The following is a 24,289-nucleotide window of genomic DNA, read 5'->3' as shown; positions in this document are numbered from 1 at the left end:
GGACGGGCACCCGCGCCAGGACGACGCCTACCAGCACAGCGTGTCCCAGCCTCGCCGGGACGGCGGAACGGACGGCTATGAGCAGCGGGTTCATGGGTCCGGAGGGCTATGGTCCGGACCCGTTCGCAGAGTTCCTCGCACGCTTCTTCGGCGGCGGTGCCGGTACCCCCCAGCCCGGCCCCCGGCGGATAGACATCGGCCGGCTGATGAGCGAGCCCACCCGCAACCTGGTCGCGGGCGCCGCCGCGTACGCGGCCGAGCACGGCAGCACCGACCTGGACACCGAGCACCTGCTGCGCGCCGCCCTCGCCGTGGAGCCCACCCGCGACCTGGTCGCCCAGGCCGGCGCCGACCCGGACGCCCTGGCCGCCCAGATCGACGCCCAGGCGGGCGACACCCTGCCGCAGGACGCCGAGCGGCCCCAGCTGAACTCGCTGGCCGTCACCCCCGCCGTCAAGCGCGCCCTGATGGACGCCCACGAGATGGCCCGCTCCACCGGCGCCTCCTACATCGGCCCCGAACACGTCCTGGCCGCGCTGGCCGCCAACAGCGACTCCGCCGCCGGCCACATCCTCAGCGCCGCCCGCTTCGACCCCGGCGCCGTCCCGCCCGGCCAGCAGCGCCCGGCCGCCCCCGGCGCGGAGCACCGCCCGCCCGCCCAGCACGGCACCCCCAACCTGGACAAGTTCGGCCGCGACCTCACCGAGCTGGCCCGCGAGGACCGGATCGACCCGGTGATCGGCCGGGACGAGGAGATCGAGCAGACCGTCGAGGTGCTCTCCCGGCGCGGCAAGAACAACCCCGTACTGATCGGTGACGCGGGCGTCGGCAAGACCGCCATCGTGGAGGGCCTGGCCCAGCGGATCGCGGACGGCGAGGTGCCCGACACCCTGCTCGGCCGCCGGGTCATCCAGCTGGACATCTCCGGGGTGATCGCCGGCACCCGCTTCCGGGGCGACTTCGAGGAGCGGCTGACCGGCATCATCGACGAGATCCGCACCCACTCCGACGAACTGGTCGTCTTCATCGACGAACTGCACACCGTGGTCGGCGCGGGCGGCGGCGCCGAGGGCGGCGGCATGGACGCCGGGAACATGCTCAAGCCCGCGCTGGCCCGCGGCGAGCTGCATGTCATCGGCGCCACCACGCTGGAGGAGTTCCGCCGCTACATCGAGAAGGACGCCGCACTCGCCCGCCGCTTCCAGCCGGTGCTGGTCCCCGAACCGGCCCCCGCCGACGCCCTGGAGATCCTGCGCGGTCTGCGCGACCGCTACGAGGCCCACCACCAGGTCCGCTACACCGATGAAGCGCTGCTGGCCGCCGTCGAGCTGTCCGACCGCTACCTCACCGACCGCTTCCTGCCGGATAAGGCCATCGACCTGATGGACCAGGCGGGCGCCCGGGTCCGGCTGCGCTCCTGCACCAAGACCACCGACGTACGCGCCCTGGAACGCGAGTGCGAGCAGCTCACCCGGGACAAGGACCAGGCCGTCGCCGCCGAGCAGTACGAGCGCGCCACCGACCTGCGCGACCGCATCGTGGAGCTGACCCGCCGCATCGACGAGGTACGCAACCGCCCGCAGGACCTCCACGACCGCGTCTCGGAGGTCACCGCCGAGGACATCGCGGACATCGTCTCCCGGCAGACCGGCATCCCGGTCAGCTCGCTCACTCAGGAGGAGAAGGACCGGCTGCTCGGCCTGGAGGCCCATCTCCACCAGCGGGTCATCGGCCAGGACGAGGCGGTCACCGCCGTCTCCCAGGCGGTGCTGCGCTCCCGCGCCGGGCTGGCCGACCCCGACCGCCCCATCGGCAGCTTCCTCTTCCTCGGCCCCACCGGCGTCGGCAAGACCGAACTGGCTCGGGCGCTGGCCGAGGCGCTGTTCGGCAGCGACGAGCGGATGATCCGGCTCGACATGAGCGAGTTCCAGGAGAAGCACACCGTCAGCAGACTGGTCGGCGCACCTCCCGGCTATGTCGGCCACGAGGAGGCCGGGCAGCTCACCGAGGCGGTCCGCCGCCACCCGTACTCGCTGCTGCTGCTGGACGAGGTGGAGAAGGCCCACCCCGACGTCTTCAATGTGCTGCTCCAGGTGCTGGACGACGGCCGGCTCACCGACGCCCAGGGCCGCACCGTCGACTTCAAGAACGCCGTCATCGTGATGACCAGCAACCTCGGCTCCGAGATGATCGGCGGCCGGGGCTCGGTGCTCGGCTTCGGCGCCACCGACGCCGCCGACAGCGGCGAGGCCGACCAGGCGCGCCTCGACCGCATCCTGCGCCCGCTGCGCGACCACTTCCGCCCCGAGTTCCTGAACCGGATCGACGAGATCGTGGTCTTCCGGCGGCTCGCCGACAGCCAGCTGCGGCAGATCACCGACCTGCTGCTGGAGGAGACCCGGCGCCGGCTGCGGGCCCAGGACGTCACCATCGACTTCTCCCCGGGCGCCGTCGACTGGCTGGCCCGCCGGGGCCACCAGCCGGAGTACGGCGCCCGGCCGCTGCGCCGCACCATCCAGCGCGAGGTCGACAACCGGCTCTCCCGGCTGCTGCTGGACGGCCAGCTCAGCGCCTACGACCGGGTCCAGGTCGACACCGAGGGCGACGGCCTCGCCTTCAAGGTCGGCCCGGACCCCGCCGCCGCCTCCTGAACCCGGGCCGGTCAGAGCGCCCCGGCGTCCAGCGCCGTCCACACCGACGGGTAGCGCGGGCGGAAGCCCAGCCCGGCGCGGATGCGCGTGGTGACCACCACGCCCTCCCACAGGTCCGGCACCTCACGCTCGGCCGCCCCGGCCGACAGCTTCCGGCCCGCCGGCCGGTGCACGTCGTACGCGGTCGCCGGCGCGTCGTCGGCCCCGTTGCACACCCTGCCCTCCACCCCCGGCCCGGCATGGTGTCGCCGTCCGGCGCGGAGACTGGGCAATGCCCGACCAGGCACGACCCGGGGGCGCGAGGAACTGCGCGAACAACCGGCTACGGAGGCGCGGACACCCTTGGAACAGGTCCCCGTGCCCGCCGGGGGTGCTGCATGGTCACCGTCCGGTGGTTGTCCGCGCGGTTTCCCGCGCCCCCGGCCAGGGCGCAGGCATGGGGCCGGTCTGAGGGGGCAGACGGGTCTCGGACCTGCGGAATGCGCAGGTAGGAGCAGACCGCCGCGCATTTGAGGTGACCACTTGACGCTGTCGCTGCCCGAGCTCCCCACGCCCCCGCCGTCCGACACCGCGACGACGTCCGAACGGCGGCAGCTGCTGCGCCGCAGGCTGGAGCGGCTGATCGGCATCGCGGCCACCGAGGGCAACGCCGTACGCCCGCTGCGCAACGGCGACGAGATCTTCCCCGCGATGCTGGCCCGCATCCGGGCCGCCCGCCGGACCGTCGACATGATGACCTTCGTCTACTGGCGCGGCGAGGTCGCCCACCAGTTCGCCCATGAGCTGGCCGCCAAGGGCCGCGAGGGCCTGCGGGTGCGGCTGCTGCTGGACGGCTTCGGCGGTCGGCTGATCGAACGCGAGCTGCTGGACCTGATGGAGCAGGCGGGCGTCCGGATCTCCTGGTTCCGCAAGCCGCTGTGGCTCTCGCCGTTCAAGCAGAACCACCGCTGCCACCGCAAGGTGCTGGTGGTCGACGAGACGATCGCCTTCACCGGCGGTGTGGGCATCGCGGAGGAGTGGTGCGGCGACGCCCGCAACGAGCACGAATGGCGGGACACCCATGTCGAGCTGCGCGGCCCGGCCGTCGACGGCGTGGCCGCCGCCTTCGCCCAGAACTGGGCGGAGTGCTGCGACGACGAGCTGTACGACGAGTGCGACCGCTTCACCGAGCACCGACCGGCCGGTGACGCGGTGGTCCAGGTGGTGCGCGGCTCGGCCAGCATCGGCTGGCAGGACATGCAGACCCTGCTGCGGGTGGCGATCACCGGCGCCGAGCAGCGGATCAGGATCGCCTCGGCGTACTTCGCGCCGGACGCCTACTTCGTCGGCCTGCTCTGCGCGGCGGCGGCGCGCGGCGTACGGGTGGAGATCCTGCTGCCGGGCGCGCACACCGACAAGCGGGTCTGCCGACTGGCCGGGCAGCACCACTACGCGGCGCTGCTGGAGCGCGGCGTACGGCTGTGGGAGTACGCGCCGACGATGATGCACGCCAAGGTCGTCACGGTGGACCGGGTGCTGTCGCTGGTGGGCTCCACCAATGTCAACCGGCGGTCGCTGGAGCACGACGAGGAGGTCATGCTCGCGGTGCTGGACGAGCAGCTGACCGCCCGGCTGGACGCCGACTTCGAGGCCGACCTGCTGCGCAGCGACCCGGTGGACCCGCAGCGCTGGAGCCGGCGCGGCCCCGCCCAGCGGCTGCGCGAACTGTCCGTACTGCCGATCCGCCGGTTCCTCTAGCGCGCCGACCGGCAGCGTCCACCGGCGTACGGGCCACGGACCGCCCTGAGCCGCGGTGAACGTCGGGCGGTAGAAAGCCGACTCCCTCCCGGTGTAGCGTGCATGCTCATGTCCGTCCCCTCCCTGCTTCTGGACCGGCTGCGCCGGGCCGGGCTGACCGATGCGGTGTCGGTGACCTTGGCCGAGGGGGGAGTGGCCGCCCTCGCGGGTATCGCGACCCGCCGCGAGGGGCCGCCCGTGTTCGTGAAGGCATTCCGGGAGACGCCTGCTGACGGCCTGTTCGCAGCGGAGGCCGAAGGGCTCCGGGCGCTGCGCGAGCTGGGCGGGGCCGCCACCCCGGAGGTGGTGTGCGCGGACCGGGAGGTGCTGGTGCTGTCCGTCCTGGCGGCGCGTCCGGCCCGGGAGGACTTCTGGGAGCGGCTCGCCCACATCGTCGCGCGGCTGCACACCACCACCGTGCACGACCGCTTCGGCTGGTCCCGCGACAACTGGCTGGGGAGCTGCCGGCAGGACAACACCTGGGACACCGACGGTCACGCCTTCTTCGCCCGGAGCCGCCTGCTGCGCTGGCTGCCGGAGCCCCGGGTGCGGGCGGCGCTGGACGAAGGGGACCGGCGGGCGCTGGAGCGGCTGTGCGAGCGGCTGCCCGAACTGCTGCCCTCCCGGCCGGCCTGCCTGACCCACGGTGACCTGTGGGCGCACAACATCCTCGCGACCCCGGACGGGCAGCCCGCTCTGATCGACCCGGCGGTCTCCTACACATGGGCCGAAGTGGACCTGGCCCACCTGTGGAGCACGCCGCACCCGCCCGAGGCGAAGCGGTTCTTCACGCGGTACGCGGAGCTGACCGGGCTCGACGACGACTGGCCCGCCAGGATGCCGATCATCCAGCTGCGGCAGCACCTGGCCGTCATCGCCCAGTACGACCACGACTGGGGTGCGGCGGACCAGGTCCGTGCCACGCTCAGGCCGTTCCGTTCCTAGCCACCAGGTACCGGGTCCGGCCCTCCGGCGTACCGGCCGGGGCGGCGGTGTGCACCCCCGCGCCGGATCAGCCGGGCAGGCCGCCGAGCCGCCCCTCCAGCAGCACCAGGAACTCGCCCAGTACGTCGGCCAGCTCCTGCCGCCGGTCCTCGGGCAGCCCCTCCAGCAGCGCGTTCTCGTACGACAGCTGCGCGGGGAGCAGCCGGTCCACCAGCGCGAGACCGGCGTCGGTGAGCGAGAGGTGGCAGACCCGGCGGTCGCGGGTGTCGGTGCGGCGGGCCACCAGGCCGCGCTGCTCCAGCTGCTTGATCCGCTTGGTGACGGCCGCCCCGGAGGCGAAGGTCTCCCGGGCGAGCCGGCCGGGGGTCAGCTCGCCGCCGACCCGGCGCAGCGCGATCAGCACCTCGTACTCCGGGCGGCTGAGCCCCTCGCGGCCCAGCGGGGCGTCGGACACCTGCTGGAGCAGCGCGGCGCAGCGGTTCAGCCGGCCGATCACCGCGACCGGTGCCAGATCGAGGTGGGGGAAGAGGGCCTGCCACTGGCGCAGCACCACCTCGACGGCGTCCTCCACGTGCGCTGTCCCCTCTCCGCGTACGGCCGTCGGCACGCTCCGCGCGGAGACCGCGGCGGCCGCCGTGCCACGGCGATGATGATGTTACTGGGGACCGCCGGATGCCGACACGGCGGAGCGCCGGGGGTTGTCGGCCGGGCGGTGGACCAGCTCGGCCAGCAGCTGGTGGCCGTGCCGTTCGGCGGCGGTGATCCGGTCCTGCGGCAGGGCGCCGAGCCACCACTCGCCGGCGGCGGTGTCGGCCGCCTCCCGCAGGTCCAGCAGGGCGGCGCTCAGCTGGTCGCGGGCCGAGACGGCGGCGGTCGGCCGGTCGGCGGCCAGTGCGTCGCGGGCCTGGGCCGCCGCCACGCCCAGCCGGTCGAGGGCGGTGTCGACCTGGCGGCCGAGCCGCCGGTTGACCACCACCGCGCAGGCGAACAGCCCGGCGGCGGCGCCCAGCACGGTGTCCAGCCAGCGGTCGGCCACCAGCGGCCCGGCCGGGCGCAGGCCGGTGAACTCGGTCATCAGCAGCGCCATCGGGGTGAGGAAGACATTGCCCAGCCAGTAGTTGCGCGAGACGGTCGCCTCGGTGGCGAACTGGCAGACCAGCGCCACCGCGACCAGTGCCACCGGCCCGATCCTGACCAGCGGTACCAGGGCGGTGAAGACCAGCAGTCCCAGCAGGCTGCCCAGCACCCGCTGGAGGGTCCGCTTCCAGGAGAGCGTGCTGTTGGCCTGGAGGACGGAGGCGGCGGTCACCACCGCCCAGTACGGGCGGCCCACGCCCACCGCCATCGACGCCCAGCCGGCCAGCGCCGCGCCGACCGCCACCCGGGCGCCGACCGGCAGCAGCGGTGAGCCGGGGCGCAGCGCCCGCAGCGCGGCGCGCAGGCCGCCGCCGGTCCCGGCCGCGCGGCGGGCGTGCTGCTCGGCGGCGGCGATCCCGGCCGGTTCGGCACCCTCCCCCGCCCCCGACCCGGACCCGGCCCCCGACCCGGCCCCCGACCCACCGGTGGCGTCCGGGAGGGGGAGGGCCCGGCCGCGCCGCAGGTCATGCGCCCAGCCCGCCAGCCGGTCGGCCTCGGCGGCGGACCGCCGGGGGGCCGCCGAGGCCGACTCGGCCCGGAGCAGCAGCCGTTCCAGGGCGGCCAGGTGCGGTCGGCCCGCCGGGACGAGGAGGAGCGTCCGCCAGGCGGCGGTCGCGGCGGCGTTGGCCTCGTGCCGGGCCCGGTGGAGGTCGCGGGCGGGCGGGTCGGCGGGGGTGCGCAGCAGCCGGGCGGTGGTCTCCAGGGCGCGGGCCACCGCCAGCCGCTCGGGGCCGTGCGGCCGGAGCAGCGCGGGGGCCATCCCGACCGCCCAGGCGAAGGCCCCGGCGGCCAGGCCGACCGCCAGGTGCGGCGGGATGTCGCCGAGCCGCTGCGGTACGAAGGCGCCGGTGGCCGCCATGAAGGTGAGCACCACCGGGCCGGGTGGCCCGACCCGGGTGGCGTCGCAGGCCGCCTTGTGCGCGGCGGCGAGCAGCGCGGCGACCGCCACCCGCACCGCCGTGGAGTCGGTGAGCGCGGCGGTGGTCAGCGCGACCCCGACGCCCGCGAGCATGCCCAGCACCACCAGCGCGAGGGTGCGGGCCCGGCGGGCGTAGGGCAGGCCGTGGGCGTACAGGGCGCACATGGCGCCGGCGGAGGTGTAGTACGCCAGGTCGAGGCGGCCGAGCAGCAGCAGCACCACCTCCGGGACGCCGACCGCGACCACCACGCTGAGCGCGGGCTTGTGCCAGATGTCGCTACCCGGGCCCAGGCGCAGGACGCCGCGCAGCGGGAGAGAGGGGAAGGCCATAGGAGAAGCTTACCAAGTGTTTTACAGATAAATTATTCCTGTGGGATACCCCACAGCCCGCGACTCTCCCCGGCCCCGTGCGTCGCATGGCACACTGTGTTCCAGTACCAGTGACGTTTGCGCACTCCGGGGTCGGTGAAATTCCGAGCCGGCGGTTACAGTCCGCGACCCGTCCGCAGCCAGCGGCCGGTTGACCAGGTGAAATTCCTGGACCGACGGTGAGAGTCCGGATGGGAGGCAGTGCGCGGCGGACGTCGGACCGGTCTGTGCGCCCTCGGCGCCTCCCCCTGGGGAGGGTCGCCCGATCGCGCCCGGCACGGCATATGTCCGCGTTCTCTCCCCACGCCCCGGAGCCCGCGCACCTAGCGCGAGGAGGACTCCGGTGGCCCCCCACCAGGCCGACGGCCGCACCGCGGAAGCCATGCGGCGCGCCATCTCCCTTGCCGCGCTCGGCCTCGGCCACACCAGTCCCAACCCCGTCGTCGGCTGCGTCGTCCTCGACGCCGAAGGCCGGGTCGCGGGGGAGGGCCACCACCAGCGGGCCGGCGGTCCGCACGCCGAGATCCACGCCCTGCGCGCCGCCGGCGACCGGGCCCGTGGCGGCACCGCCGTCGTCACCCTGGAGCCCTGCAACCACACCGGCCGCACCGGGCCCTGCGCCCACGCGCTGATCGACGCCGGGATCGCCCGGGTGGTGTACGCCGTCCCCGACCCCACCGACCGCGCCACCGGCGGCGCCGCCACCCTCCGGGCGGCCGGCGTCGACGTGCACGGCGGGCTGCTCGCCGCCGAGGCCGCCCGGGGCAATGAGTGCTGGCTGACCGCCATGCGACTGGGCCGCCCCTTCGTGCTCTGGAAGTACGCCGCCACCCTGGACGGCCGCACCGCCGCCGCCGACGGCAGCAGCCGCTGGATCACCGGCCCGGAGGCCCGCGCCGACGTGCACCGGCTGCGCGCCGAGGCGGACGCCGTCCTGGTCGGCTCCGGCACCCAGCGCGCCGACGACCCCCACCTCGCCGTGCGGCACGGCGCCGCCGCCGCCGTACGCCGGCCGCTGCGGGTGGTCGCGGACAGCGGCGCCGCCACCCCGGCCACCGCCCGGCTGCTGGACGGCGCCGCGCCCACCCTGATCGCGGTGGCCCCCGGCGCGGACACCCGCCACCTGGACGCCGCCGTGGCCGAGGGCCGCGCCGAGATCGCCGTACTGCCCCGCGCCGCCACCGGCCGCGGTCTGGACCCGCACGCGCTGCTGGCCGAACTGCACCGGCGCGGCGTGCAGTCGGTGCTGCTGGAGGGCGGCGCCACGCTGGCCGGGGCGCTCTGGGCCGCCGGCCTGGTGGACAAGGCCGTCGGCTACCTGGCGCCCGCGCTGCTCGGCAGCGGCCCCGCCGCCCTGGGGAGCGCGGGAATCGGCACCATCGCCGACGCGTTCCGACTCGATGTCCACGACCTCGCCCGCGTCGGCGCGGACATCCGCCTCACCGCCTACCCCCGCCGTACGGCATCCGCCGCACCCGCACCGTCCGACAACACGCCTTCCACCGAGGAGAGCTGACCAGTGTTCACCGGAATCGTCGAAGAGCTCGGAGAGGTCGTCTCGGTCGAGGACCTCGGGGACTCCTCCCGCATCCGCCTGCGCGGACCGCGCGTCACCGAAGGCGTCCGGCACGGCGACTCCATCGCCGTCAACGGCGTCTGCCTCACCGTGGTGGACACCCCCGGGCAACTGGCCGCGAGCGGCGGCGAGTTCTCCGCCGACGTGATGGCCGAGACGCTCAAGCGCTCCAGCCTCGGTGCCCTCACCCCCGGCTCCCGGGTCAACCTGGAGCGGGCCATGGCGCTCGGTGACCGCCTCGGCGGCCACCTGGTGCAGGGCCATGTCGACGCCACCGCGACGCTGCTCTCCCGGTCCCCGGGTGAGCCCGGTGCCGACGGCCGCCCGCAGTGGGACGTGCTGCGCTTCACGCTGCCGCCCGGCATCGCCCGCTACCTGGTCGACAAGGGCTCCATCACCGTCGACGGCGTCAGCCTCACCGTGGTCGAGGCCGGCCCGGACTTCTTCACCGTCAGCCTCATCCCGGCGACCCTCGCCCTCACCACGCTCGGCGGCAAGCAGCCCGGCGACGCGGTGAACCTGGAGGTCGACGTCCTCGCCAAGTACGTCGAGCGGCTGCTCGCCGCAGGCACCACCGCCGTCCCCGCACCCGCTGCCGTCCCCGCACCCGCCGAAGACCCCGCACCCGCCGAAGACCCCGCACCTGCCGGAGACCGGTGATGGGCTGGCTGAACAGCACCGCCTTCACCCCGTTCGGGCAGACCGTCATCTGGTCCGACATGATCGGCAACCTGCTGGGCCTGGCCGCCCTCGTGCTCGGCTGGCGGCGGGCCATGGCCGTCTGGCCGGTGCAGCTGCTCTCCGGCGTGGTCCTGGTCTCCGCCTACTGGTCGGCCCACCTCAGCGGTGGCGTCGGCAAGCAGCTGCTGGTGGTCGTCGTCGCCGTCTGGGGCTGGGTCCAGTGGCGGCGCGGCCGGCGCGGCACCGGTGAGCTGCGGGTCCGCTTCGCCACCTGGCGCGAGCGCGGCCTGCTGGCGGCGGGCACCGCCGTGGGCACCGGGGCGGTCGGCGGCCTCTTCGCCGCCGTGCCCGCGCTCTCCTGGAACCCCTGGCCGGACGCGTACATCTTCGTCGGCACGCTCGCCGCGATGATCGCCCAGGCACGCGGCTGGGTGGAGTTCTGGTTCGCCTGGCTCGCCGTCGACCTGGTGGGCGTACCGCTCGCCTTCAGCAGCGGCCTGGCCTTCTCCGGGCTGGTCTACGTCATCTACTTCGTCCTCGTCGTCCTCGGTCTGCGCGCCTGGTGGCTGCGGACCCGTGCCCCCCTGCCGCAGGCAGCGGCCGTACTGGAAGGAACAGCGGCATGACCGCCCTGCACCAGCTCCCCGCCCCCGCCCGGCCGACCCCCGACCACGGCCGTGACCGCGACCATGCCCCCGGCCATGACCCGGACGGCTTCGATCCGGACGGCCTCGCCCTGGACCCGGTCGAGCGGGCCGTCGCCGACATCGCCGCCGGCCGCCCGGTGGTCGTCGTCGACGACGAGGACCGTGAGAACGAGGGCGACCTGGTCTTCGCCGCCGGCGCCGCCACCCCCGAGCTGATGGCCTTCACCATCCGGTACACCTCCGGCGTCATCTGCGTCCCGATGACCGGCCGCGAGCTGGACCGGCTCAAGCTCCCGCCGATGACCGAAGTCAACGAGGACCGCAAGGGCACCGCCTACGCGGTGTCGGTCGACGCCCGCGACGGCGTCTCCACCGGCATCTCGGCCGCCGACCGCGCCCGTACCGTCCGGCTGCTGGCCGCCGCCACGACCCTGCCCGGCGACCTCACCCGGCCCGGCCATGTCTTCCCGCTGCGCGCGGTGGAGGGCGGGGTGCTGGTCCGCCCCGGCCACACCGAGGCCGCCGTCGACCTGGCCCGGCTCGCCGGACTGCCGCCGGCCGGCGCCATCGCCGAGATCGTCAACGACGACGGCACCATGGCCCGCCTCCCCGAACTGGTGGCCTTCGCCCGCCGCCACGGCCTGTCGATCATCTCCATCGAGGACCTGATCGCCCACCGGCGCCGCGCCGATCGCCAGGTGGAGCGGGCCGCCGTCACCAGCCTGCCCACCGAGCACGGCACCTTCACCGCCGTCGGCTACCGCAGTGCCCAGGACGGCACCGAGCACATCGCGCTGGTCGCGGGCGGCCTGGACGCCGACGGCCGGCTGCCGGCCGGTGACGACGTCCTGGTCCGGGTGCACTCCGAATGCCTCACCGGTGACGTCTTCGGCTCGCTGCGCTGCGACTGCGGCCCCCAGTTGCAGGCCGCCCTGGAGCGGGTCGCCGCCGCCGGGCGCGGTGTGGTCCTCTACCTGCGCGGCCACGAGGGCCGGGGCATCGGCCTGCTGCACAAGCTGCGCGCGTACCAGCTCCAGGAGGCCGGTCGGGACACCGTCGACGCCAACCTCGACCTGGGCCTGCCCGCCGACGCCCGCGAGTACGGCACCGCCGCCCGGATGCTGACCGACCTCGGGGTGCACTCGGTACGGCTGCTCACCAACAACCCGGCGAAGGTCTCCGCGCTGGGCGAGTACGGGATCACGGTCGCCGGCCGCGAGCCGCTGCCGGTCCAGGCAGGCGAGCACAATCTGCGCTACCTGCTGACCAAGCGGGACCGGATGGGCCACGACCTGCCCTGGCTGGACGCGGCCGAGAGCCCGGCCTCGCTCGCCACCCCGGTGGTCGAGGCCGGCGGCGCCGCCTGAACCACCGGCGCCCCGCCACCCCCCATCACCCCGAGACACCCCCCATCACCCCGAGACACCCCCCATCACCCCGAGACATCCCCCCATCACCCTGAGACGAGAGGAACACCCGTGAGCGGCAAGGGAGCCCCCGAGCTGACGCTGACCGCCAAGAACTGCCGTGACCTGCGGGTCGCGGTGGTCGCGGCGCAGTGGCACGAGCAGGTCATGCAGGGCCTGCTGGACGGCGCCCTGCGCGCCCTGCACGAGCTGGGCATCGACGAGCCCACCGTGCTGCGGGTGCCCGGCACCTTCGAGCTGCCCGTGGCCGCCAAGCAGCTCGCGGACCGGGGCTATGACGCCGTGGTCGCGCTGGGCGTGGTGATCCGCGGTGGCACCCCGCACTTCGACTACGTCTGCCAGGCCGCCACCCTCGGCCTGACCCAGGTGTCCGTCAACACCGGGGTACCGGTCGGCTTCGGCGTCCTGACCTGCGACAACGACCAGCAGGCCCTGGACCGCGCCGGGCTGCCCGGCTCCAACGAGGACAAGGGCCACGAGGCGGTCACCGCCGCCCTCGCCACCGCGGCCACCCTGCGGGCCGTCTCCGAGCCCTGGCGCTGAGGCTGACACGACGTGTCCACGCTGCGGTCCGTTCCGCTGCCATCCACCCGCAGGCCGTAAGGTGTGCCCATCATGGCGTTGAAGACATTCGAGGAGCTCTTCACCGAGCTCCAGCAGAAGGCCGCTTCGGGCGACCCGGAATCCTCCCGTACCGCGCAGCTCGTCCAGCAGGGCGTCCATGCCATCGGCAAGAAGGTGGTCGAAGAGGCCGCCGAGGTCTGGATGGCCGCCGAGCACGAGTCGGACGAGCGGGCGGCCGAGGAGATCTCCCAACTGCTGTACCACCTCCAGGTGATGATGGTCGCCCGCGGCCTCACCCTGGACGACGTATACGCTCATCTGTGACCCCGCAGGGGGCGCACCGCGCCCCCTGCGCTCCTCCTCCCGCAACCACGCACCAGTGACAAGTGAAGGACCTGCCCCCATGCTGCGCATCGCCGTCCCCAACAAGGGTTCGCTCTCGGGTCCCGCGGCGGAGATGCTCCATGAGGCCGGCTACCGGCAGCGCAAGGACTCCAAGGAACTCGTCCTGGTCGACACCGACAACAATGTCGAGTTCTTCTTCCTGCGCCCGCGCGACATCGCCGTCTACGTCGGCTCCGGCCGCCTCGACGTCGGCGTCACCGGCCGTGACCTGCTGCTGGACTCCGGCGCCGAGGCCGAGGAGGTGCTGGCCCTCGGTTTCGCCGGGTCCACCTTCCGGTTCGCCGGGCCGGTCGGCACCGCCAAGGACGTCCAGGGCCTCCAGGGGCTGCGGGTCGCCACCTCCTACCCCGGCCTGGTCCGCCGGCACCTCGCCGAGCACGGTGTGACGGCGTCGGCGGTCACCCGGCTGGACGGCGCGGTGGAGACCGCCATCCAGCTGGGCGTCGCGGATGTGATCGCGGACGTGGTGGAGACCGGGACCACGCTGCGCAACGCCGGGCTGGAGATCTTCGGGGAACCGATCCTGGAGTCCGACGCGGTGGTGATCCGGCCCAAGGGCGCCTCCGAGGACGCCCGGGTCGAGCAGTTCCTGCGCCGGCTCCAGGGCGTCCTGGTCGCCCGCCGCTATGTGCTGATGGACTACGACATCCCCGCCGACCGGGTCGGTGCGGCGGTCGCCCTCACCCCCGGCCTGGAGTCCCCGACCGTCTCGCCGCTGCACCGCGAGGGCTGGTCGGCAGTCCGCTCCATGGTGCTCCGCAAGGAGGCCCAGCGGATCATGGACGACCTGTGGGCCATCGGCGCGCGGGCCATCCTGGTGACCAACATCCACGCCTGCCGCCTCTGAGCGTCCGGCCCGGACAACCGCCGGGGGCGGGGGAGCGGCACCGCCGCCCTCCCGCCCCCGACCCCCATCCCCCGACCCCCATCCCCCGACCCCCATCCCCCGACCCCCATCCCCCGACCCCCATCCCCCGACCCCCATCCCCCGACCGCCGAGCACCGCCCGTGGAGTCCGCCGCCATGCCCGCCACGCCGCCCCCCGCCGAGGACCGGACCGCCCCCACCGCCGGCCCGGAGTCCCCCGTGACCTGGCGGGCGGCCCGCACCCGGGCCGTACTGCTGCCGGTCGCGGTCCTGCTGGTGGTGCTGTTCGCCGTCATCGCCGCCGCGCTGCCGCACACCTGGCGGGCGTACGACCGCGCCGCGCTGGTCGCCACCGGGCTGGTCTTCGCCGCCGTACTGGTGATGCTCTCCCGCCCCCGGGTCACCGCCGACCGCGACGGCGTCACCGTGGTCAACTTCCTGCGCACCCGCCGGCTGGCCTGGGCCGAGATCGTCCGGGTCAACCTCCGCCAGGGCGACCCCTGGGCGGTCCTCGACCTGGCCGACGGCACCACGCTGGCCGCCGTCGGCATCCAGCCCGCCGCCGGACGCGAGCAGGCCATCGCCGCCGCCCGCGCGCTGCGCGACCTCACCGAGGCGCACGCCGCCCGCTGAACCGGCCCACGGCGTCGCTTACGCTGGACGACGCCGTTCACGCCGGGCGGCCCCGTTGACGGTGGCCGGCCCCGTTTACGATGAATGGCGGGGCAGAACACCCCACCAGCCGCCGCGTACCCCGCAGGCCGCGTCCGGCCCCGAGCACCGCTCCGGGCGGGGAGCACGCGGCTCCACCCACGACCAGAGGAGTGACACCTCCCCTCGATGGACGATCCGTCCGGTAGTACGAACGCCGTCCCGCCCCCGCCCCCGCCGCAGGACCCCCCGGTCCCGGCCGGTGCCTGCGGAAAGGCGGCACGGTGACCACCGCCTGGCTGCTGCTGCTCGCAGCATTCGCCCTGATCATCGCCAACGGCCTCTTCGTGGCCGCCGAATTCTCCCTCGTCACCGTCGAGCGCGGCGCCGTCGACCGGGCCGCCGCCGCCGGTGACCGGCGGGCCGCCGGAGTCGGCCGGGCACTGCGCAGGCTCTCCTTCGAACTCTCCGGGGCCCAACTCGGCATCACCGTCACCTCGCTGGTGGTCGGCATGCTCGCCGAACCGGCCCTCTCCCGGCTGCTCGGCCCGGTCCTCACCGCCGCCGGCGTCCCCGGCGCCGCCGCGACCGGCCTGGCCGTCGCCCTGGGCATGGTGCTGGCCACCGTCGTCCAGATGGTCATCGGTGAGCTGGTGCCCAAGAACTGGGCCATCTCCCAGCCGATGCGGGTGGCCCGCGCGGTCACCGGCCCGCACCGGGTCTTCTCCGCCGCCTGCCGGCCGCTGATCGTCTTCCTCAACGGCACCGCCGATCGCGCGGTACGGGCGCTCGGCATGGAGCCCACCGAGGAGCTGGCCCACGCCCGCACCGCCTCCGAACTGGTCGCCCTCGCCCAGCACTCGGCCAAGGCCGGCGCCATAGAGGCCGACACCGCCGACCTGTTCGTCCGTACGCTGGGCCTCACCGGGCTCACCGCGCAGAGCGTGATGACCCCCCGGGTGGACGTCTCCGCGCTGCGCCGCGACGCCACCGCCGCCGATGTGCTCAACCTCATCCGGGCCACCGGCCTGTCCCGCTTCCCGGTCTACGGCGACTCGCTGGACGAGGTCACCGGCACCGTCACCCTCAAGGACGCGCTGGCCGTCCCCGCCGCCCGGCGCTCGGTCACCCCGGTGGGCGCCATCGCGGTGCCCCCGCTGCTCGTCCCGGAGACCCTCCCCGCCGAACGGCTGCTGGAACTGCTGCGCGGCGGCCGGCCGATGGCCGTGGTCGTGGACGAGTACGGCGGCACCGCCGGGGTGGTCACCCTGGAGGACATCATCGAGGAGATGGTCGGTGAGGTGCTGGACGAGCACGACCCCGCCGACACCCCCGACCTGGTCCCGCTCGCCCCGGTCGGCGGCATGCCGGCCTGGGACGCCGACGGGCGCGGCCGGGTCGACCAGCTGGAGGCCATCGGCCTGTACGCCCCCGACGGGCCGTACGAGACGCTGGGCGGCCTGGTCGCGGACCTGCTCGGCAGGCTCCCCGCCCCCGGCGACACCGCCGAACTGCCCGGCTGGCGGCTGACCGTGCTCGGCATCGACCGCCACCGCACCTCCCGGGTGCGGCTGGAGCGGGTCGGGCAGCTGCCGGGACGCCCCGGCGGGAACGGAGGGAACGGCCGATGACCGCGCTCCAGATCCTCGCCTCCGTGCTGCTGCTGCTCGGCAACGGCTTCTTCGTCGGCGCCGAGTTCGCGGTGATCTCGGTACGGCGCAGCCAGATCGAGCCGCTCGCGGAGGCGGGCAACCGCCGCGCCCGCACGGTGCTGCACGCCCTGGAGAACGTCTCCGCGATGCTCGCCGCCGCCCAGCTCGGCATCACCGTCTGCTCGCTGCTGCTCGGCGCCCTCGCGGAGCCGACCATCGCCCATCTGCTGCACGGGCCGTTCCACGCGTTCGGCGTGCCGGCGGCGCTGACCCGGCTGGTCTCCTATGTGATCGCGCTGGCCCTGGTGGTCTTCCTGCACATGGTGATCGGTGAGATGGTGCCCAAGAACATGGCACTGGCCGGTCCGGAGAAGGCCGCGCTCTGGCTCGGACCGCCGCTGGACGCCCTCGCCCGGATGCTCGCCCCGGTGATCCGCTTCCTCAACGCCTTCGCCAACCTGGTGCTGCGGGCGTTCGGGGTGGAGCCCAAGGACGAGGTGGAGTCGGTCTTCACCAGCGAGCAGCTGGCCCACCTGGTCGAGGACTCCCGGCAGGCCGGGCTGCTGGCCCCCGGCGAGCAGGAGCGGCTGGAGGACGCCCTGGAGCTGGGGCGGCGGCCGGTCAGCGAGGTGCTGCTCCCCACCGAGCGGCTGGTCACCGTCGACCCCGGCGCCACCCCCGTACGGGTGGAGGAGGTCGCCGTGGCCACCGGCTTCTCCCGGTTCCCGGTGGTCGACGCGGACGGCGCCTTCCTGGGCTACCTGCACGTCAAGGACGTCCTGGACCTGGACGACCGGACGGCGCCGGTGCCGCCGCAGGTGTGGCGGCGGATCACCGCCGTGCCGGACCGCGCGCCGCTGGACGACGCGCTCGGCGCGATGCGGCGGGCGGCCGCCCATCTGGCGGCGGTGGTGGACCGGGACGGCCGGACGCTGGGGCTGGTCACCCTGGAGGACGTCCTGGAGGAGCTTGTCGGCGAGGTCCACGACCCCGACCACCGCCGCCCCTCCACCGCCCGCCGCTGAGCCCTGCCCGCCGCAGGCAGCGCCTGCCGCCCGTCCTGACCCCGCCCGCCCTGACCCCGCCCGCCCTGACCCCGCCCGCCCTGACCCCGCCCGCCCTGACCCCGCCCGGAGACTCCGCGCCCCCGGGCGGGGTCAGCCTCGGCCGTCGATGAGCTCGCCGTAGGCCTGGACCAGGTCGGGGAGGCGGAGGGTGGCCAGGTCGTCGCGGGTCGGGGGAGTAGGCAGGGCGGAGAGCCGCAGGTCGCGGTAGGCGCAGCACTTCTCGTACAGCGTCCGGATGAACCGCCCGTTGCCCAGCTCGTCGATCCACCCCTCGCCCACCACATGCCCGCAGATGGAGTGCAGCTCCTCCAGCGCGTCCGGGTCCCAGCCGTCGCCGTCCCGGGAGGCCAGCGCCTGCCCGATCGCGGCCAGCTCGGCCGGGCGGTAGCTGGGGAAGTCGACCCGGGTGGTGAAGCGCGAGGCCAGCCCGGGGTTGGCGACCAGCAGCCGGTTCATCCCCTCCGGATAGCCGGCCAGTATCACCACCAGCCGGTCCCGGTTGTCCTCGGCCCGCTTCAGCAGCACCTGAAGTGCCTCGTCCCCGTATGCGTCGCCCTTGCTGTAGCCGGAGTTGGCCAGGCTGTACGCCTCGTCGATGAAGAGCACCCCGTCCAACGCCGAGTCGATCAGCTCATTGGCCTTGACCGCCGTCTGACCGAGGAACTCGCCCACCAGGTCCGCCCGCTGCGCCTCCACCAGGTGGTCCCCGGAGAGCAGCCCCAGCGCGTAGAAGACCCGGCCGAGTATCCGGGCCACCGTGGTCTTGCCGGTGCCGGAGGGCCCGGAGAAGACGAAGTGCCGCTTGGGCGGCTGCACCGGCAGGCCCTGGTCGGCCCGGAGCCGGGCCATCCGCAGCTGGGCGGAGAGCGCCAGCACCTGCCGCTTCACCGGCTCCATGCCGACCATCCGGTCCAGCTCCGCCAGCGCCGCGTCCAGCTGCCCGCGATCCGGCCCGCCGCGCCCGCCCGGGTCACCCCGGCCGCCCGGCCCGGCGGCGCCGTCGGCGGAGAGCGGCGGCACCGGCCGCACCACCCGGTCCCGCAGCGGGCCCTCCGGCGTACCCGCCGGCTCCGGCCCGTCGGCGGCGGGCGCCGCCACCGGATCGGCCCCGGCCGCCGGGTCGGCCGTGTCCAGCGGCCCCGGGACGTACGCCGTGCCGCCGCCCACCGCACCCCCGGGCCCGGCCGCCCCCGGGAGCGCCTGCGCCTGGTCCGCCGCGCCCCGGAAGCCGTCCCACTCGGCCTCCAGCAGCTCCGGGTCCACCCCGTCCTCCGACATGATCGTCGCCAGCCGGGCCGCGGTGTCCATGAACGCCGGGTCGGCCCGGTGCACCGCCCGGTACAGCGGCAGCGCGGCGGCGCTGCGCCCGGCCCCCTCGTACGCTCGGGCCAGCCAGTAGCGCAGCTCCTTGCGCTGCGGCTGCTCCGAGCGGCAGCGGACCAGCGACGCCGCCAGCGGGGTCTCCGCTTGCGCGCACATGTCAAGCCGTACCCGGGCCATCCCGCTGAACAGCCCCGCCTCGATGCCGAGCAGCGGATCGTCCAGCAGCCCCTCGGTGTCCCGGATCAGCTGCTCCCAGTCCTTGACCAGGTAGGAGCGGCAGGCGTGCAGAAAGCGCACCGCCGGGTCCCGGTCGGCGGGCGGGCAGAGCGCCACGGCCTGGTCCAGCTCGGCCAGGTGGCGGCCGTCCAGCCAGTGCGAGGCATGCGCCAGCGCCAGGTCACGGGCGTCCTCCAGCACCGGCTGCACCCACCAGCCCAGCCAGTACCAGGAGCTCAGCGGGCGGCGGTGGCGCCGCCGCTGCTCACCGAACCGGTCCCGGTGGCGGTGCATCGCCAGCAGCGCCCCGGGGGTGTCCGAGCGGAGCGCGTGCAGCCCCAGCCAGGCGTCCGCCATGCCCGGGTCCAGCCGCACCGCCGTACGGAACTCCTCCTCCGCGCGGGCGTACGCCCCAGCGGTGTACGCGTCCATCGCCCGCAGCCACGCCCGGTCGGCCGGCACCGCCCGACCGGTCGCCCCGGAGTCGTCAACCGTGCCCACTCACGCCCCCTGCCGCGCGTCCCGAGCCCCCGCCGTGTCCGCGCCCATCAGCCCCGCCCCCTCACACCACCCGCCGCCGCACAGCAGGCCGACCCCCGGGCCGGTCGTCCGGCCACCATGATGGCCCCACCCGGTCCCGCACGGAATGCGGCGGTCGCCTTGATCCGGTGCCACCCGCCGCTCGGCGGGATGCCATCGTGCCGCCCCCCGACCCGACCGCTGCTGACGGCATCGTACCGGCGAGTCACTGATCCGGTAGAGCGCCGGGCCTGCGGGTCTGCTCGGCGGGGCCGATGAACTCGCCGAGGTCGCAGACCGGTGCGCAGTAGCCGTCCCCGTCGGGCAGCCCCGCGTATTCCGGACCGGCCCCGCCGATGTGCGGATGCCCGTCATCGGGGAACATCGGGACGAGCTTGATGTGCGGGTCCTCAGCGGTTCGGCGCGTCCGGGTACTTGTTCTTGCCGATGCGGTGGGCGGTGATCACGCCGACCATACCGTTGCCGCCGGTGACCTTGTATGTGCCGTCCTGTGGCCGGTCGTTTTTCCGCACCCGGAGCCGGACTTCGGGATCGCTGATGTCATGACTGCGGGAGAAATGGTTCCAGCCAAGGACGCCGTTGCCGAAGCGGCCCAGCCCACCGGCCTGAGCTGCGGTGCAACCGCCCACCGGGTCAGGAGCGGAATCGGCGGGGGTGGTGAGTCGGGTGATCCGCGCAGTGCGCAGCTGGTGCGGCAGGCTCGATTGCGGAGGCGTACCGCAGAAGCCAGGTGAGACGTCGGGTATTTGCTCGTCAGTCCGGATTCCCCGGCAGGGCCGACGGCGCGCAGTCCGATTCCACTCGGTTATTCCCGGCGGGTGCCGGCGGTAAGTCGAGGTGGTGGGAGAGAACGAGGCCCCTCTGGCCACGGGGGAACAGCCAAAGGGGCCTCGCATCTGTTGTTGCGAGATCAACAATCTCGCTACAAGGAGAACGTAAGTCCTGACAAGGCCGCTGGTCAAGCCACTGAGCAGGGTGGTACGGCGGCGCCCGCCGAGGTTGCACGCAGAGTCATCGGACGCCTCTGGACCGTCTCCGAACGGCCCCTCCGAACCGCCCCTCCGAACCGCCCCCTGCGCCCCGCCCGGCTCAGCGGGGCGCGTGCAGCGGAGCGGCGGAGCGCAGGGCCACGTCCTGGAGCAGCTGCTGCTGGATCACGCCGGCCTCCGGCACTCCGAGCCGCAGGAAGACCGCGCCCGCGCTCTCCAGGCAGGCCCGGCCCCGGCTGGTATGGCCGAGCCGGAGCAGCGCCTGCCCGTGGGCGGCCTGGGCCAGCCCCTCGCAGTACAGGTCGCCGCCCTCCTGGGCCACCAGCAGCGCCTGTTCGGCCGAGACGGCGGCGTCGGCGTCCCGGCCCACGTCCAGCAGGCATTCCGCGAGCCGGGCGAGCGCCAGCCCCTCCCAGGACCGGCGGCCCTGCTCGCGGAAGTAGCGCAGCGCGTGGTGCAGATGGCCGATCGCCGTGTCGGCGTCGCCGGACTGCCGCAGCACCACGCTGGAGGAGTAGCGCGTCTCGGCGACGGTCGACTCATTGCCGGAGTCGCGGGCGGTCGCCAGCGCGGCGGCGACCGTGTCGACCGCCTCCTCCCGGCGGCCGAGGTCGATCAGCGACCGGGCGGTGTTGCTCATGATGAGCGCCGAGACGCTGGAGTTCCCCAGCAGTTCGCACTGTTCGAGCGCCTCGCTGAGGTACGGCAGCGCCTCGGTGGGCCGTCCGGTGCCGCCGACGACCATGCCCAGCAGGTTCGCGGCGGTGAACTGGGCCACCCGGTCGCCGGTCTCCCGGGCGAGCAGCAGCGCCGTCCGCAGCTCGGCCTCGGACGGCTCGTACAGGTCGCAGGAGTAGAGCAGCATCCCCTGGACGCAGCGGGCGCGGGACTCCCCGGAGCGGTCCCCGATCCGGTGCGCGGTCGCCACCACCGGGCGGAGGATCTGCTCGATCTGCCGCTGGTGGACCACCCCGTCGATCAGCCAGACCCAGACCATCAGCAGGTCGATCAGCGGCCGGACCGCCCCCTCGCGCTCCTCCCTGGCCCGCTGCGAGACCACGGCGAACAGCGTCGCCTGCTCGGCCGTCAGCCAGGCGCGGGCGGCGTCGGTGTCGGCCAGCGGCGCGCCCTGCGACTGCGGGGAGCGCAGATGGTCGGTGAGGACGTCGCCCGGCTCCAGCAGCCGCGAGGCGGCGGAGACCGTGGCGAACAGGAAGTCCAGCAGCTGGTTGACCGCCTGGTCGCGCTCGGCCGCCGGGTCGGCCCGCTCGCTCTGCCGCCTGGCGAAGAGCCGCAGCAGGTCGTGGTGGCGGTAGCGGCCGGGCGCCGGGGACTCCAGCAGGCCCGCGTCCACCAGCGCCTCGGTGAGGTCCTCCGCCTCGTCCACCGGCAGCCCGAGGACGGCGGCGGCCGAGGCGAGCGACAGATGCGGGCTGTCCGGCAGCGCCAGCAGCCGGAAGGCCCGAGCCAGTACCGGGGAGAGCTGCCGGTACCCCAGCTCGAAGGTGGCCTCGACCGCCAGCCGCCCGGTCTGCAACTCGTCCAGCCTGCGGTGCTCGTCCGCGAGGCGGGCGGCGATGGTGGAGACCGTCCAGGAGCGGCGCGCCGCCAGCCGGGAGGCCACGATCCGGACCGCCAGCGGCAGGAAGCTGCACGCGGAGACGACATCGAGGGCGGCCTCGCGCTCGGCGCCCACCCGCTCGGAGCCGGCGATGGCGGCGAACAGCCGCAGCGCCTCCTGCGGGTCCAGCACGTCCAGGTCGACATGGTGGGCGCCGGGCAGGTCGGTCAGCCGGGCCCGGCTGGTGGTGAGGACCGCGCAGCCCCGGCCGCCCGGCAGCAGCGGCAGGATCTGCTCGGTGTCCCGGGCGTTGTCCAGCACGATCAGCAGCCGGCGGTCGGCCAGCAGCGACCGGTAGAGCACGGATCGGCGCTCCAGGCCGTCCGGGACGCCCGAGGCGTCCTCGCCCAGCGCCACCAGGAAGTCCCCGAGCACCACCTCCGGGTCGGTGGGGCTGTCCTCGACCCCCCGCAGGTCCACATAGAGCTGCCCGTCCGGGAACGCCTCCCGCACCCCGTGCGCGGCGTGCACGGCCAGCGTGGTCTTGCCCACCCCGCCGATCCCGGCGATGGCGCAGATCCGGAACCCCGGCGCGCCGTCGTCGCCCAGCACCAGCCGCAGTTCGGCGGTCAGCTCGGCCCGCCCGGTGAAGTCCGCCGGGTCCTGCGGCAGCTGCGCGGGCACCCGTACGTCGAGGCCGGCCGCGCCGACCGACCGCTCCGCGGCGATCAGCGCCGGGTCGGAGGCCAGGATGCGGGCGTGCAGCCCGGTCAGCTCCGGGCCGGGCTCCACCCCCAGCTCCGCGACCAGCAGCCGGCGCGCGTCCGCGTACGCGGCCAGTGCCTCCGCCTGCCGCCCGCTGCGGTACAGCGCCAGCATCAGCAGCGTACGGAACCGCTCACGCAGCGGCTGTTCGATGACCAGGTCGGCCAGCTCGGCCACCGCCTCGCGGTGCCGGCCCAGGTCGATCTCCGCGCCCAGCCGCAGTTCGAGGGCGGTGCAGCGCAGTTCCTCCAGCCGGCGGCGCCAGGCGTCGGCGGAGGGGCCGGGCAGCCCCGGCAGCGGGAGGGCCCGCCACAGGCCGAGCGCGGCGGCGGCGGCCTGCTGGCACCCGGCGGCGTCCCCGGCGGCGCGGGCGCGGCCCGCCTCGGCGACGCCCTGCTCGAACCGGACGGCGTCGACCGCCTCCGGCGGCAGCCGCAGCGCGTAGCCGTCCGCGACCGAGACCAGCAGGCTGGCCGCCGCCCGGGACTTGCGGTCCGGCTCCAGGACGCCGCGCAGCCGGGAGACATAGGTGCGGACCGCCGCCACCGCGTTCGGTGGGGAGTCCTCACCCCAGACGCCCTCGACCATCTCCTGGAGTCCGATGGGGCGCCCCGCCCGCCGCAGCAGGACCGCCAGCAGGGCGCGCTGCTGGGGCGGGCCCAGCTCGATCTCCTGCGACGAACGCCGGGCCTGCAACGGCCCGAGCACCTGAAACTGCACGTACGGCTCTGCTCTGTCCGCGTCACTGTGCACGGCCGTGCTTCTCCCACTTCGCCGGTGCCCACCCCGACCGGCTCGGGGCGGCTCCTCGCCGCGGCGCCCGGTACTCAGCGCCGCTCCGCCCCTGCGGGCCTGCGGCGTCGCCGGGCGGACACCGACCCTACTGCGCCGCAGGTGCTGTTTATCAGATGTTTATTGGCTTTCGCCATGCTGGCGGAGCCGGTCCAGCCGGTGCCGTCGCCCCCGGCGGCGGCCCGCGGTGTCACGGCCGGAAACCGGCACCGCAGTGGGCCACTTGGTTCAGCGCGAAGGAGCAGCGGGATGAGCACGCCTGAGGAGCAGACCCCGGAGACGCCGGAGGAGCAGACGCCGGAGGAGCAGACGCCGGAGGAGCAGACCCCGCAGACGCCGGAGGAGCAGACTCCGCAGACGCCGGAGCCGGTCAAGCCGGTGCGTCACGGCGAGTCGCCCGCGGGCAACGGGGGGGTTCGCAAGTAGGCCATGGACTTCCGCCGCCCGGGGGGACGGCGGAACCGGCCTCCGTGCCGCAAGGTGCGGAGGCGAATGGGGGGGAGAGCGGCCGGTTCCGCCGGCGCAACAGCTTGGGGGGCTGCTGCGCCGGGGGAGCCGGCCGCTCATGCGTTCCCCGGGGTCAGCCGGGGTGGTCCGGGGGGAAGCCGAGGGGCCGTCGCGGTGACGGACGGCGTCGTTTCGGGCATACTCGCTTCGCCACGTCGGTTAATGGTCGTTCACTGCGAACCAGTGAGACCGCCCGGCGGGCAGACGACGACCCTGCCGGGCCCCGCACCCAGCGGCCCGGGGTGCGACCGAGGAGGCGACG

Annotated in this window: 21 protein-coding genes and 1 riboswitch; of the genes, 14 read left to right on the top strand and 7 right to left on the bottom strand. The window is 74.6% G+C overall.

The window, feature by feature from the left end; genetic code table 11:
* Positions 1-77 precede the first annotated feature (77 nt).
* Positions 78-2,651, top strand: a complete 2,574-nt coding sequence (locus ACIQGZ_RS19900) for an ATP-dependent Clp protease ATP-binding subunit (protein WP_402603380.1) — start codon at positions 78-80, stop codon at positions 2,649-2,651.
* Positions 2,652-2,662: 11 nt separating this feature from the next.
* Here the strand turns inward: ACIQGZ_RS19900 and ACIQGZ_RS19895 are convergent, their stop codons facing one another.
* Positions 2,663-2,866 (bottom strand): hypothetical protein, encoded by a 204-nt coding sequence (locus ACIQGZ_RS19895; RefSeq protein ID WP_402603379.1) that lies wholly within the window; start codon positions 2,864-2,866, stop codon positions 2,663-2,665.
* A gap of 313 nt (positions 2,867-3,179) precedes the next feature.
* On the opposite strand from ACIQGZ_RS19895, the gene ACIQGZ_RS19890 reads away from it, so the two are divergent.
* Together ACIQGZ_RS19890 and ACIQGZ_RS19885 are read left to right on the top strand one after the other, a co-directional pair.
* A complete protein-coding gene (locus ACIQGZ_RS19890; protein ID WP_402603423.1) occupies positions 3,180-4,388 on the top strand; it encodes a phosphatidylserine/phosphatidylglycerophosphate/cardiolipin synthase family protein in 1,209 nt (402 codons plus the stop codon).
* Positions 4,389-4,496: 108 nt separating this feature from the next.
* Positions 4,497-5,372 carry a fructosamine kinase family protein gene (locus tag ACIQGZ_RS19885; RefSeq protein ID WP_402603378.1) on the top strand — a complete coding sequence of 292 codons (876 nt, stop codon included), beginning with the start codon at positions 4,497-4,499 and terminating at the stop codon, positions 5,370-5,372.
* Positions 5,373-5,439: 67 nt separating this feature from the next.
* On the opposite strand, the gene ACIQGZ_RS19880 is transcribed toward ACIQGZ_RS19885, so the two are convergent.
* Positions 5,440-5,943, bottom strand: a complete 504-nt coding sequence (locus ACIQGZ_RS19880) for a MarR family winged helix-turn-helix transcriptional regulator (protein WP_402603376.1) — start codon at positions 5,941-5,943, stop codon at positions 5,440-5,442.
* 84 nt (positions 5,944-6,027) lie between these two features.
* The gene (locus ACIQGZ_RS19875; protein ID WP_402603374.1) at positions 6,028-7,758 is read right to left on the bottom strand and encodes an FUSC family protein; all 1,731 of its coding nucleotides are present in this window, start codon (positions 7,756-7,758) and stop codon (positions 6,028-6,030) included.
* Between the two features lie 117 nt (positions 7,759-7,875).
* A riboswitch (FMN riboswitch) is annotated at positions 7,876-8,006 on the top strand.
* A gap of 173 nt (positions 8,007-8,179) precedes the next feature.
* On the opposite strand from ACIQGZ_RS19875, the gene ribD reads away from it, so the two are divergent.
* The 10 genes from ribD to ACIQGZ_RS19825 all read left to right on the top strand — a co-directional run bounded on the left by ribD (position 8,180) and on the right by ACIQGZ_RS19825 (position 17,292).
* Entirely contained in the window at positions 8,180-9,313 is a 1,134-nt protein-coding gene (gene ribD / locus ACIQGZ_RS19870; RefSeq protein WP_402603422.1) for a bifunctional diaminohydroxyphosphoribosylaminopyrimidine deaminase/5-amino-6-(5-phosphoribosylamino)uracil reductase RibD, read from the top strand.
* A 3-nt stretch (positions 9,314-9,316) separates the two neighbouring features.
* Positions 9,317-10,033 carry a riboflavin synthase gene (locus ACIQGZ_RS19865; RefSeq protein ID WP_402603372.1) on the top strand — a complete coding sequence of 239 codons (717 nt, stop codon included), beginning with the start codon at positions 9,317-9,319 and terminating at the stop codon, positions 10,031-10,033.
* Positions 10,033-10,680, top strand: coding sequence for a nicotinamide riboside transporter PnuC (locus tag ACIQGZ_RS19860; RefSeq protein ID WP_402603370.1), 648 nt, complete (start codon positions 10,033-10,035; stop codon positions 10,678-10,680). Before ACIQGZ_RS19865 ends, ACIQGZ_RS19860 begins: the two co-directional genes overlap by 1 nt.
* Positions 10,677-12,068 (top strand): bifunctional 3,4-dihydroxy-2-butanone-4-phosphate synthase/GTP cyclohydrolase II, encoded by a 1,392-nt coding sequence (locus ACIQGZ_RS19855; RefSeq protein WP_402603368.1) that lies wholly within the window; start codon positions 10,677-10,679, stop codon positions 12,066-12,068. The genes ACIQGZ_RS19860 and ACIQGZ_RS19855 overlap by 4 nt, the downstream gene beginning before the upstream one ends.
* A gap of 111 nt (positions 12,069-12,179) precedes the next feature.
* On the top strand, positions 12,180-12,671 hold the full coding sequence (gene ribH, locus ACIQGZ_RS19850; RefSeq protein ID WP_402603367.1) for a 6,7-dimethyl-8-ribityllumazine synthase: 492 nt from the start codon (positions 12,180-12,182) through the stop codon (positions 12,669-12,671).
* 72 nt (positions 12,672-12,743) lie between these two features.
* Positions 12,744-13,016 (top strand): phosphoribosyl-ATP diphosphatase, encoded by a 273-nt coding sequence (locus tag ACIQGZ_RS19845; RefSeq protein WP_402603366.1) that lies wholly within the window; start codon positions 12,744-12,746, stop codon positions 13,014-13,016.
* Positions 13,017-13,095: 79 nt separating this feature from the next.
* Positions 13,096-13,944 carry an ATP phosphoribosyltransferase gene (gene hisG / locus ACIQGZ_RS19840; RefSeq protein ID WP_402603364.1) on the top strand — a complete coding sequence of 283 codons (849 nt, stop codon included), beginning with the start codon at positions 13,096-13,098 and terminating at the stop codon, positions 13,942-13,944.
* Positions 13,945-14,120: 176 nt separating this feature from the next.
* Positions 14,121-14,597, top strand: coding sequence for a PH domain-containing protein (locus tag ACIQGZ_RS19835; protein ID WP_402603362.1), 477 nt, complete (start codon positions 14,121-14,123; stop codon positions 14,595-14,597).
* A gap of 302 nt (positions 14,598-14,899) precedes the next feature.
* On the top strand, positions 14,900-16,246 hold the full coding sequence (locus ACIQGZ_RS19830; protein ID WP_402603361.1) for a hemolysin family protein: 1,347 nt from the start codon (positions 14,900-14,902) through the stop codon (positions 16,244-16,246).
* A complete protein-coding gene (locus ACIQGZ_RS19825) occupies positions 16,243-17,292 on the top strand; it encodes a hemolysin family protein (RefSeq protein WP_402603359.1) in 1,050 nt (349 codons plus the stop codon). Before ACIQGZ_RS19830 ends, ACIQGZ_RS19825 begins: the two co-directional genes overlap by 4 nt.
* A 132-nt stretch (positions 17,293-17,424) precedes the next feature.
* Here ACIQGZ_RS19825 and ACIQGZ_RS19820 read toward each other — a convergent pair whose 3' ends face one another.
* The 4 genes from ACIQGZ_RS19820 to ACIQGZ_RS19805 all read right to left on the bottom strand — a co-directional run bounded on the left by ACIQGZ_RS19820 (position 17,425) and on the right by ACIQGZ_RS19805 (position 23,448).
* Positions 17,425-19,305: an AAA family ATPase gene (locus ACIQGZ_RS19820; RefSeq protein WP_402603421.1), complete on the bottom strand. Its 1,881-nt coding sequence runs from the start codon at positions 19,303-19,305 to the stop codon at positions 17,425-17,427.
* A gap of 313 nt (positions 19,306-19,618) precedes the next feature.
* Complete coding sequence (locus ACIQGZ_RS19815; protein ID WP_402603358.1) at positions 19,619-19,777, bottom strand: hypothetical protein; 159 nt, start codon at positions 19,775-19,777, stop codon at positions 19,619-19,621.
* 25 nt (positions 19,778-19,802) lie between these two features.
* A complete protein-coding gene (locus ACIQGZ_RS19810) occupies positions 19,803-20,042 on the bottom strand; it encodes a hypothetical protein (protein ID WP_402603356.1) in 240 nt (79 codons plus the stop codon).
* A gap of 460 nt (positions 20,043-20,502) precedes the next feature.
* Positions 20,503-23,448 carry an AfsR/SARP family transcriptional regulator gene (locus tag ACIQGZ_RS19805; RefSeq protein WP_402603354.1) on the bottom strand — a complete coding sequence of 982 codons (2,946 nt, stop codon included), beginning with the start codon at positions 23,446-23,448 and terminating at the stop codon, positions 20,503-20,505.
* 321 nt (positions 23,449-23,769) lie between these two features.
* Here ACIQGZ_RS19805 and ACIQGZ_RS19800 point away from each other — a divergent pair, with 321 nt between their 5' ends.
* Positions 23,770-23,946 (top strand): hypothetical protein, encoded by a 177-nt coding sequence (locus tag ACIQGZ_RS19800; RefSeq protein WP_402603352.1) that lies wholly within the window; start codon positions 23,770-23,772, stop codon positions 23,944-23,946.
* Positions 23,947-24,289 lie beyond the last annotated feature (343 nt).

The organism is Streptomyces sp. NPDC092296, assembly GCF_044755465.1.
Lineage (GTDB): Bacteria > Actinomycetota > Actinomycetes > Streptomycetales > Streptomycetaceae > Peterkaempfera.
The sequence above is the reverse complement of the archived record's forward strand: the minus strand, read 5'-3'. Positions and strand labels throughout refer to the sequence as shown.

Bases quoted from the DNA above. Each gene is read 5' to 3' on its own strand.
- ACIQGZ_RS19845 (WP_402603366.1), top strand. From the start codon at position 12,744: ATGGCGTTGAAGACATTCGAGGAGCTCTTCACCGAGCTCCAGCAGAAG.
- ACIQGZ_RS19815 (WP_402603358.1), bottom strand. From the start codon at position 19,777: ATGTTCCCCGATGACGGGCATCCGCACATCGGCGGGGCCGGTCCGGAA.
- ACIQGZ_RS19885 (WP_402603378.1), top strand. From the start codon at position 4,497: ATGTCCGTCCCCTCCCTGCTTCTGGACCGGCTGCGCCGGGCCGGGCTG.
- ACIQGZ_RS19835 (WP_402603362.1), top strand. From the start codon at position 14,121: ATGCCCGCCACGCCGCCCCCCGCCGAGGACCGGACCGCCCCCACCGCC.
- ACIQGZ_RS19860 (WP_402603370.1), top strand. From the start codon at position 10,033: ATGGGCTGGCTGAACAGCACCGCCTTCACCCCGTTCGGGCAGACCGTC.
- ribD (WP_402603422.1), top strand. From the start codon at position 8,180: ATGCGGCGCGCCATCTCCCTTGCCGCGCTCGGCCTCGGCCACACCAGT.
- ACIQGZ_RS19855 (WP_402603368.1), top strand. From the start codon at position 10,677: ATGACCGCCCTGCACCAGCTCCCCGCCCCCGCCCGGCCGACCCCCGAC.
- hisG (WP_402603364.1), top strand. From the start codon at position 13,096: ATGCTGCGCATCGCCGTCCCCAACAAGGGTTCGCTCTCGGGTCCCGCG.
- ACIQGZ_RS19825 (WP_402603359.1), top strand. From the start codon at position 16,243: ATGACCGCGCTCCAGATCCTCGCCTCCGTGCTGCTGCTGCTCGGCAAC.
- ACIQGZ_RS19800 (WP_402603352.1), top strand. From the start codon at position 23,770: ATGAGCACGCCTGAGGAGCAGACCCCGGAGACGCCGGAGGAGCAGACG.
- ACIQGZ_RS19820 (WP_402603421.1), bottom strand. From the start codon at position 19,305: ATGGACGCGTACACCGCTGGGGCGTACGCCCGCGCGGAGGAGGAGTTC.
- ACIQGZ_RS19875 (WP_402603374.1), bottom strand. From the start codon at position 7,758: ATGGCCTTCCCCTCTCTCCCGCTGCGCGGCGTCCTGCGCCTGGGCCCG.
- ACIQGZ_RS19900 (WP_402603380.1), top strand. From the start codon at position 78: ATGAGCAGCGGGTTCATGGGTCCGGAGGGCTATGGTCCGGACCCGTTC.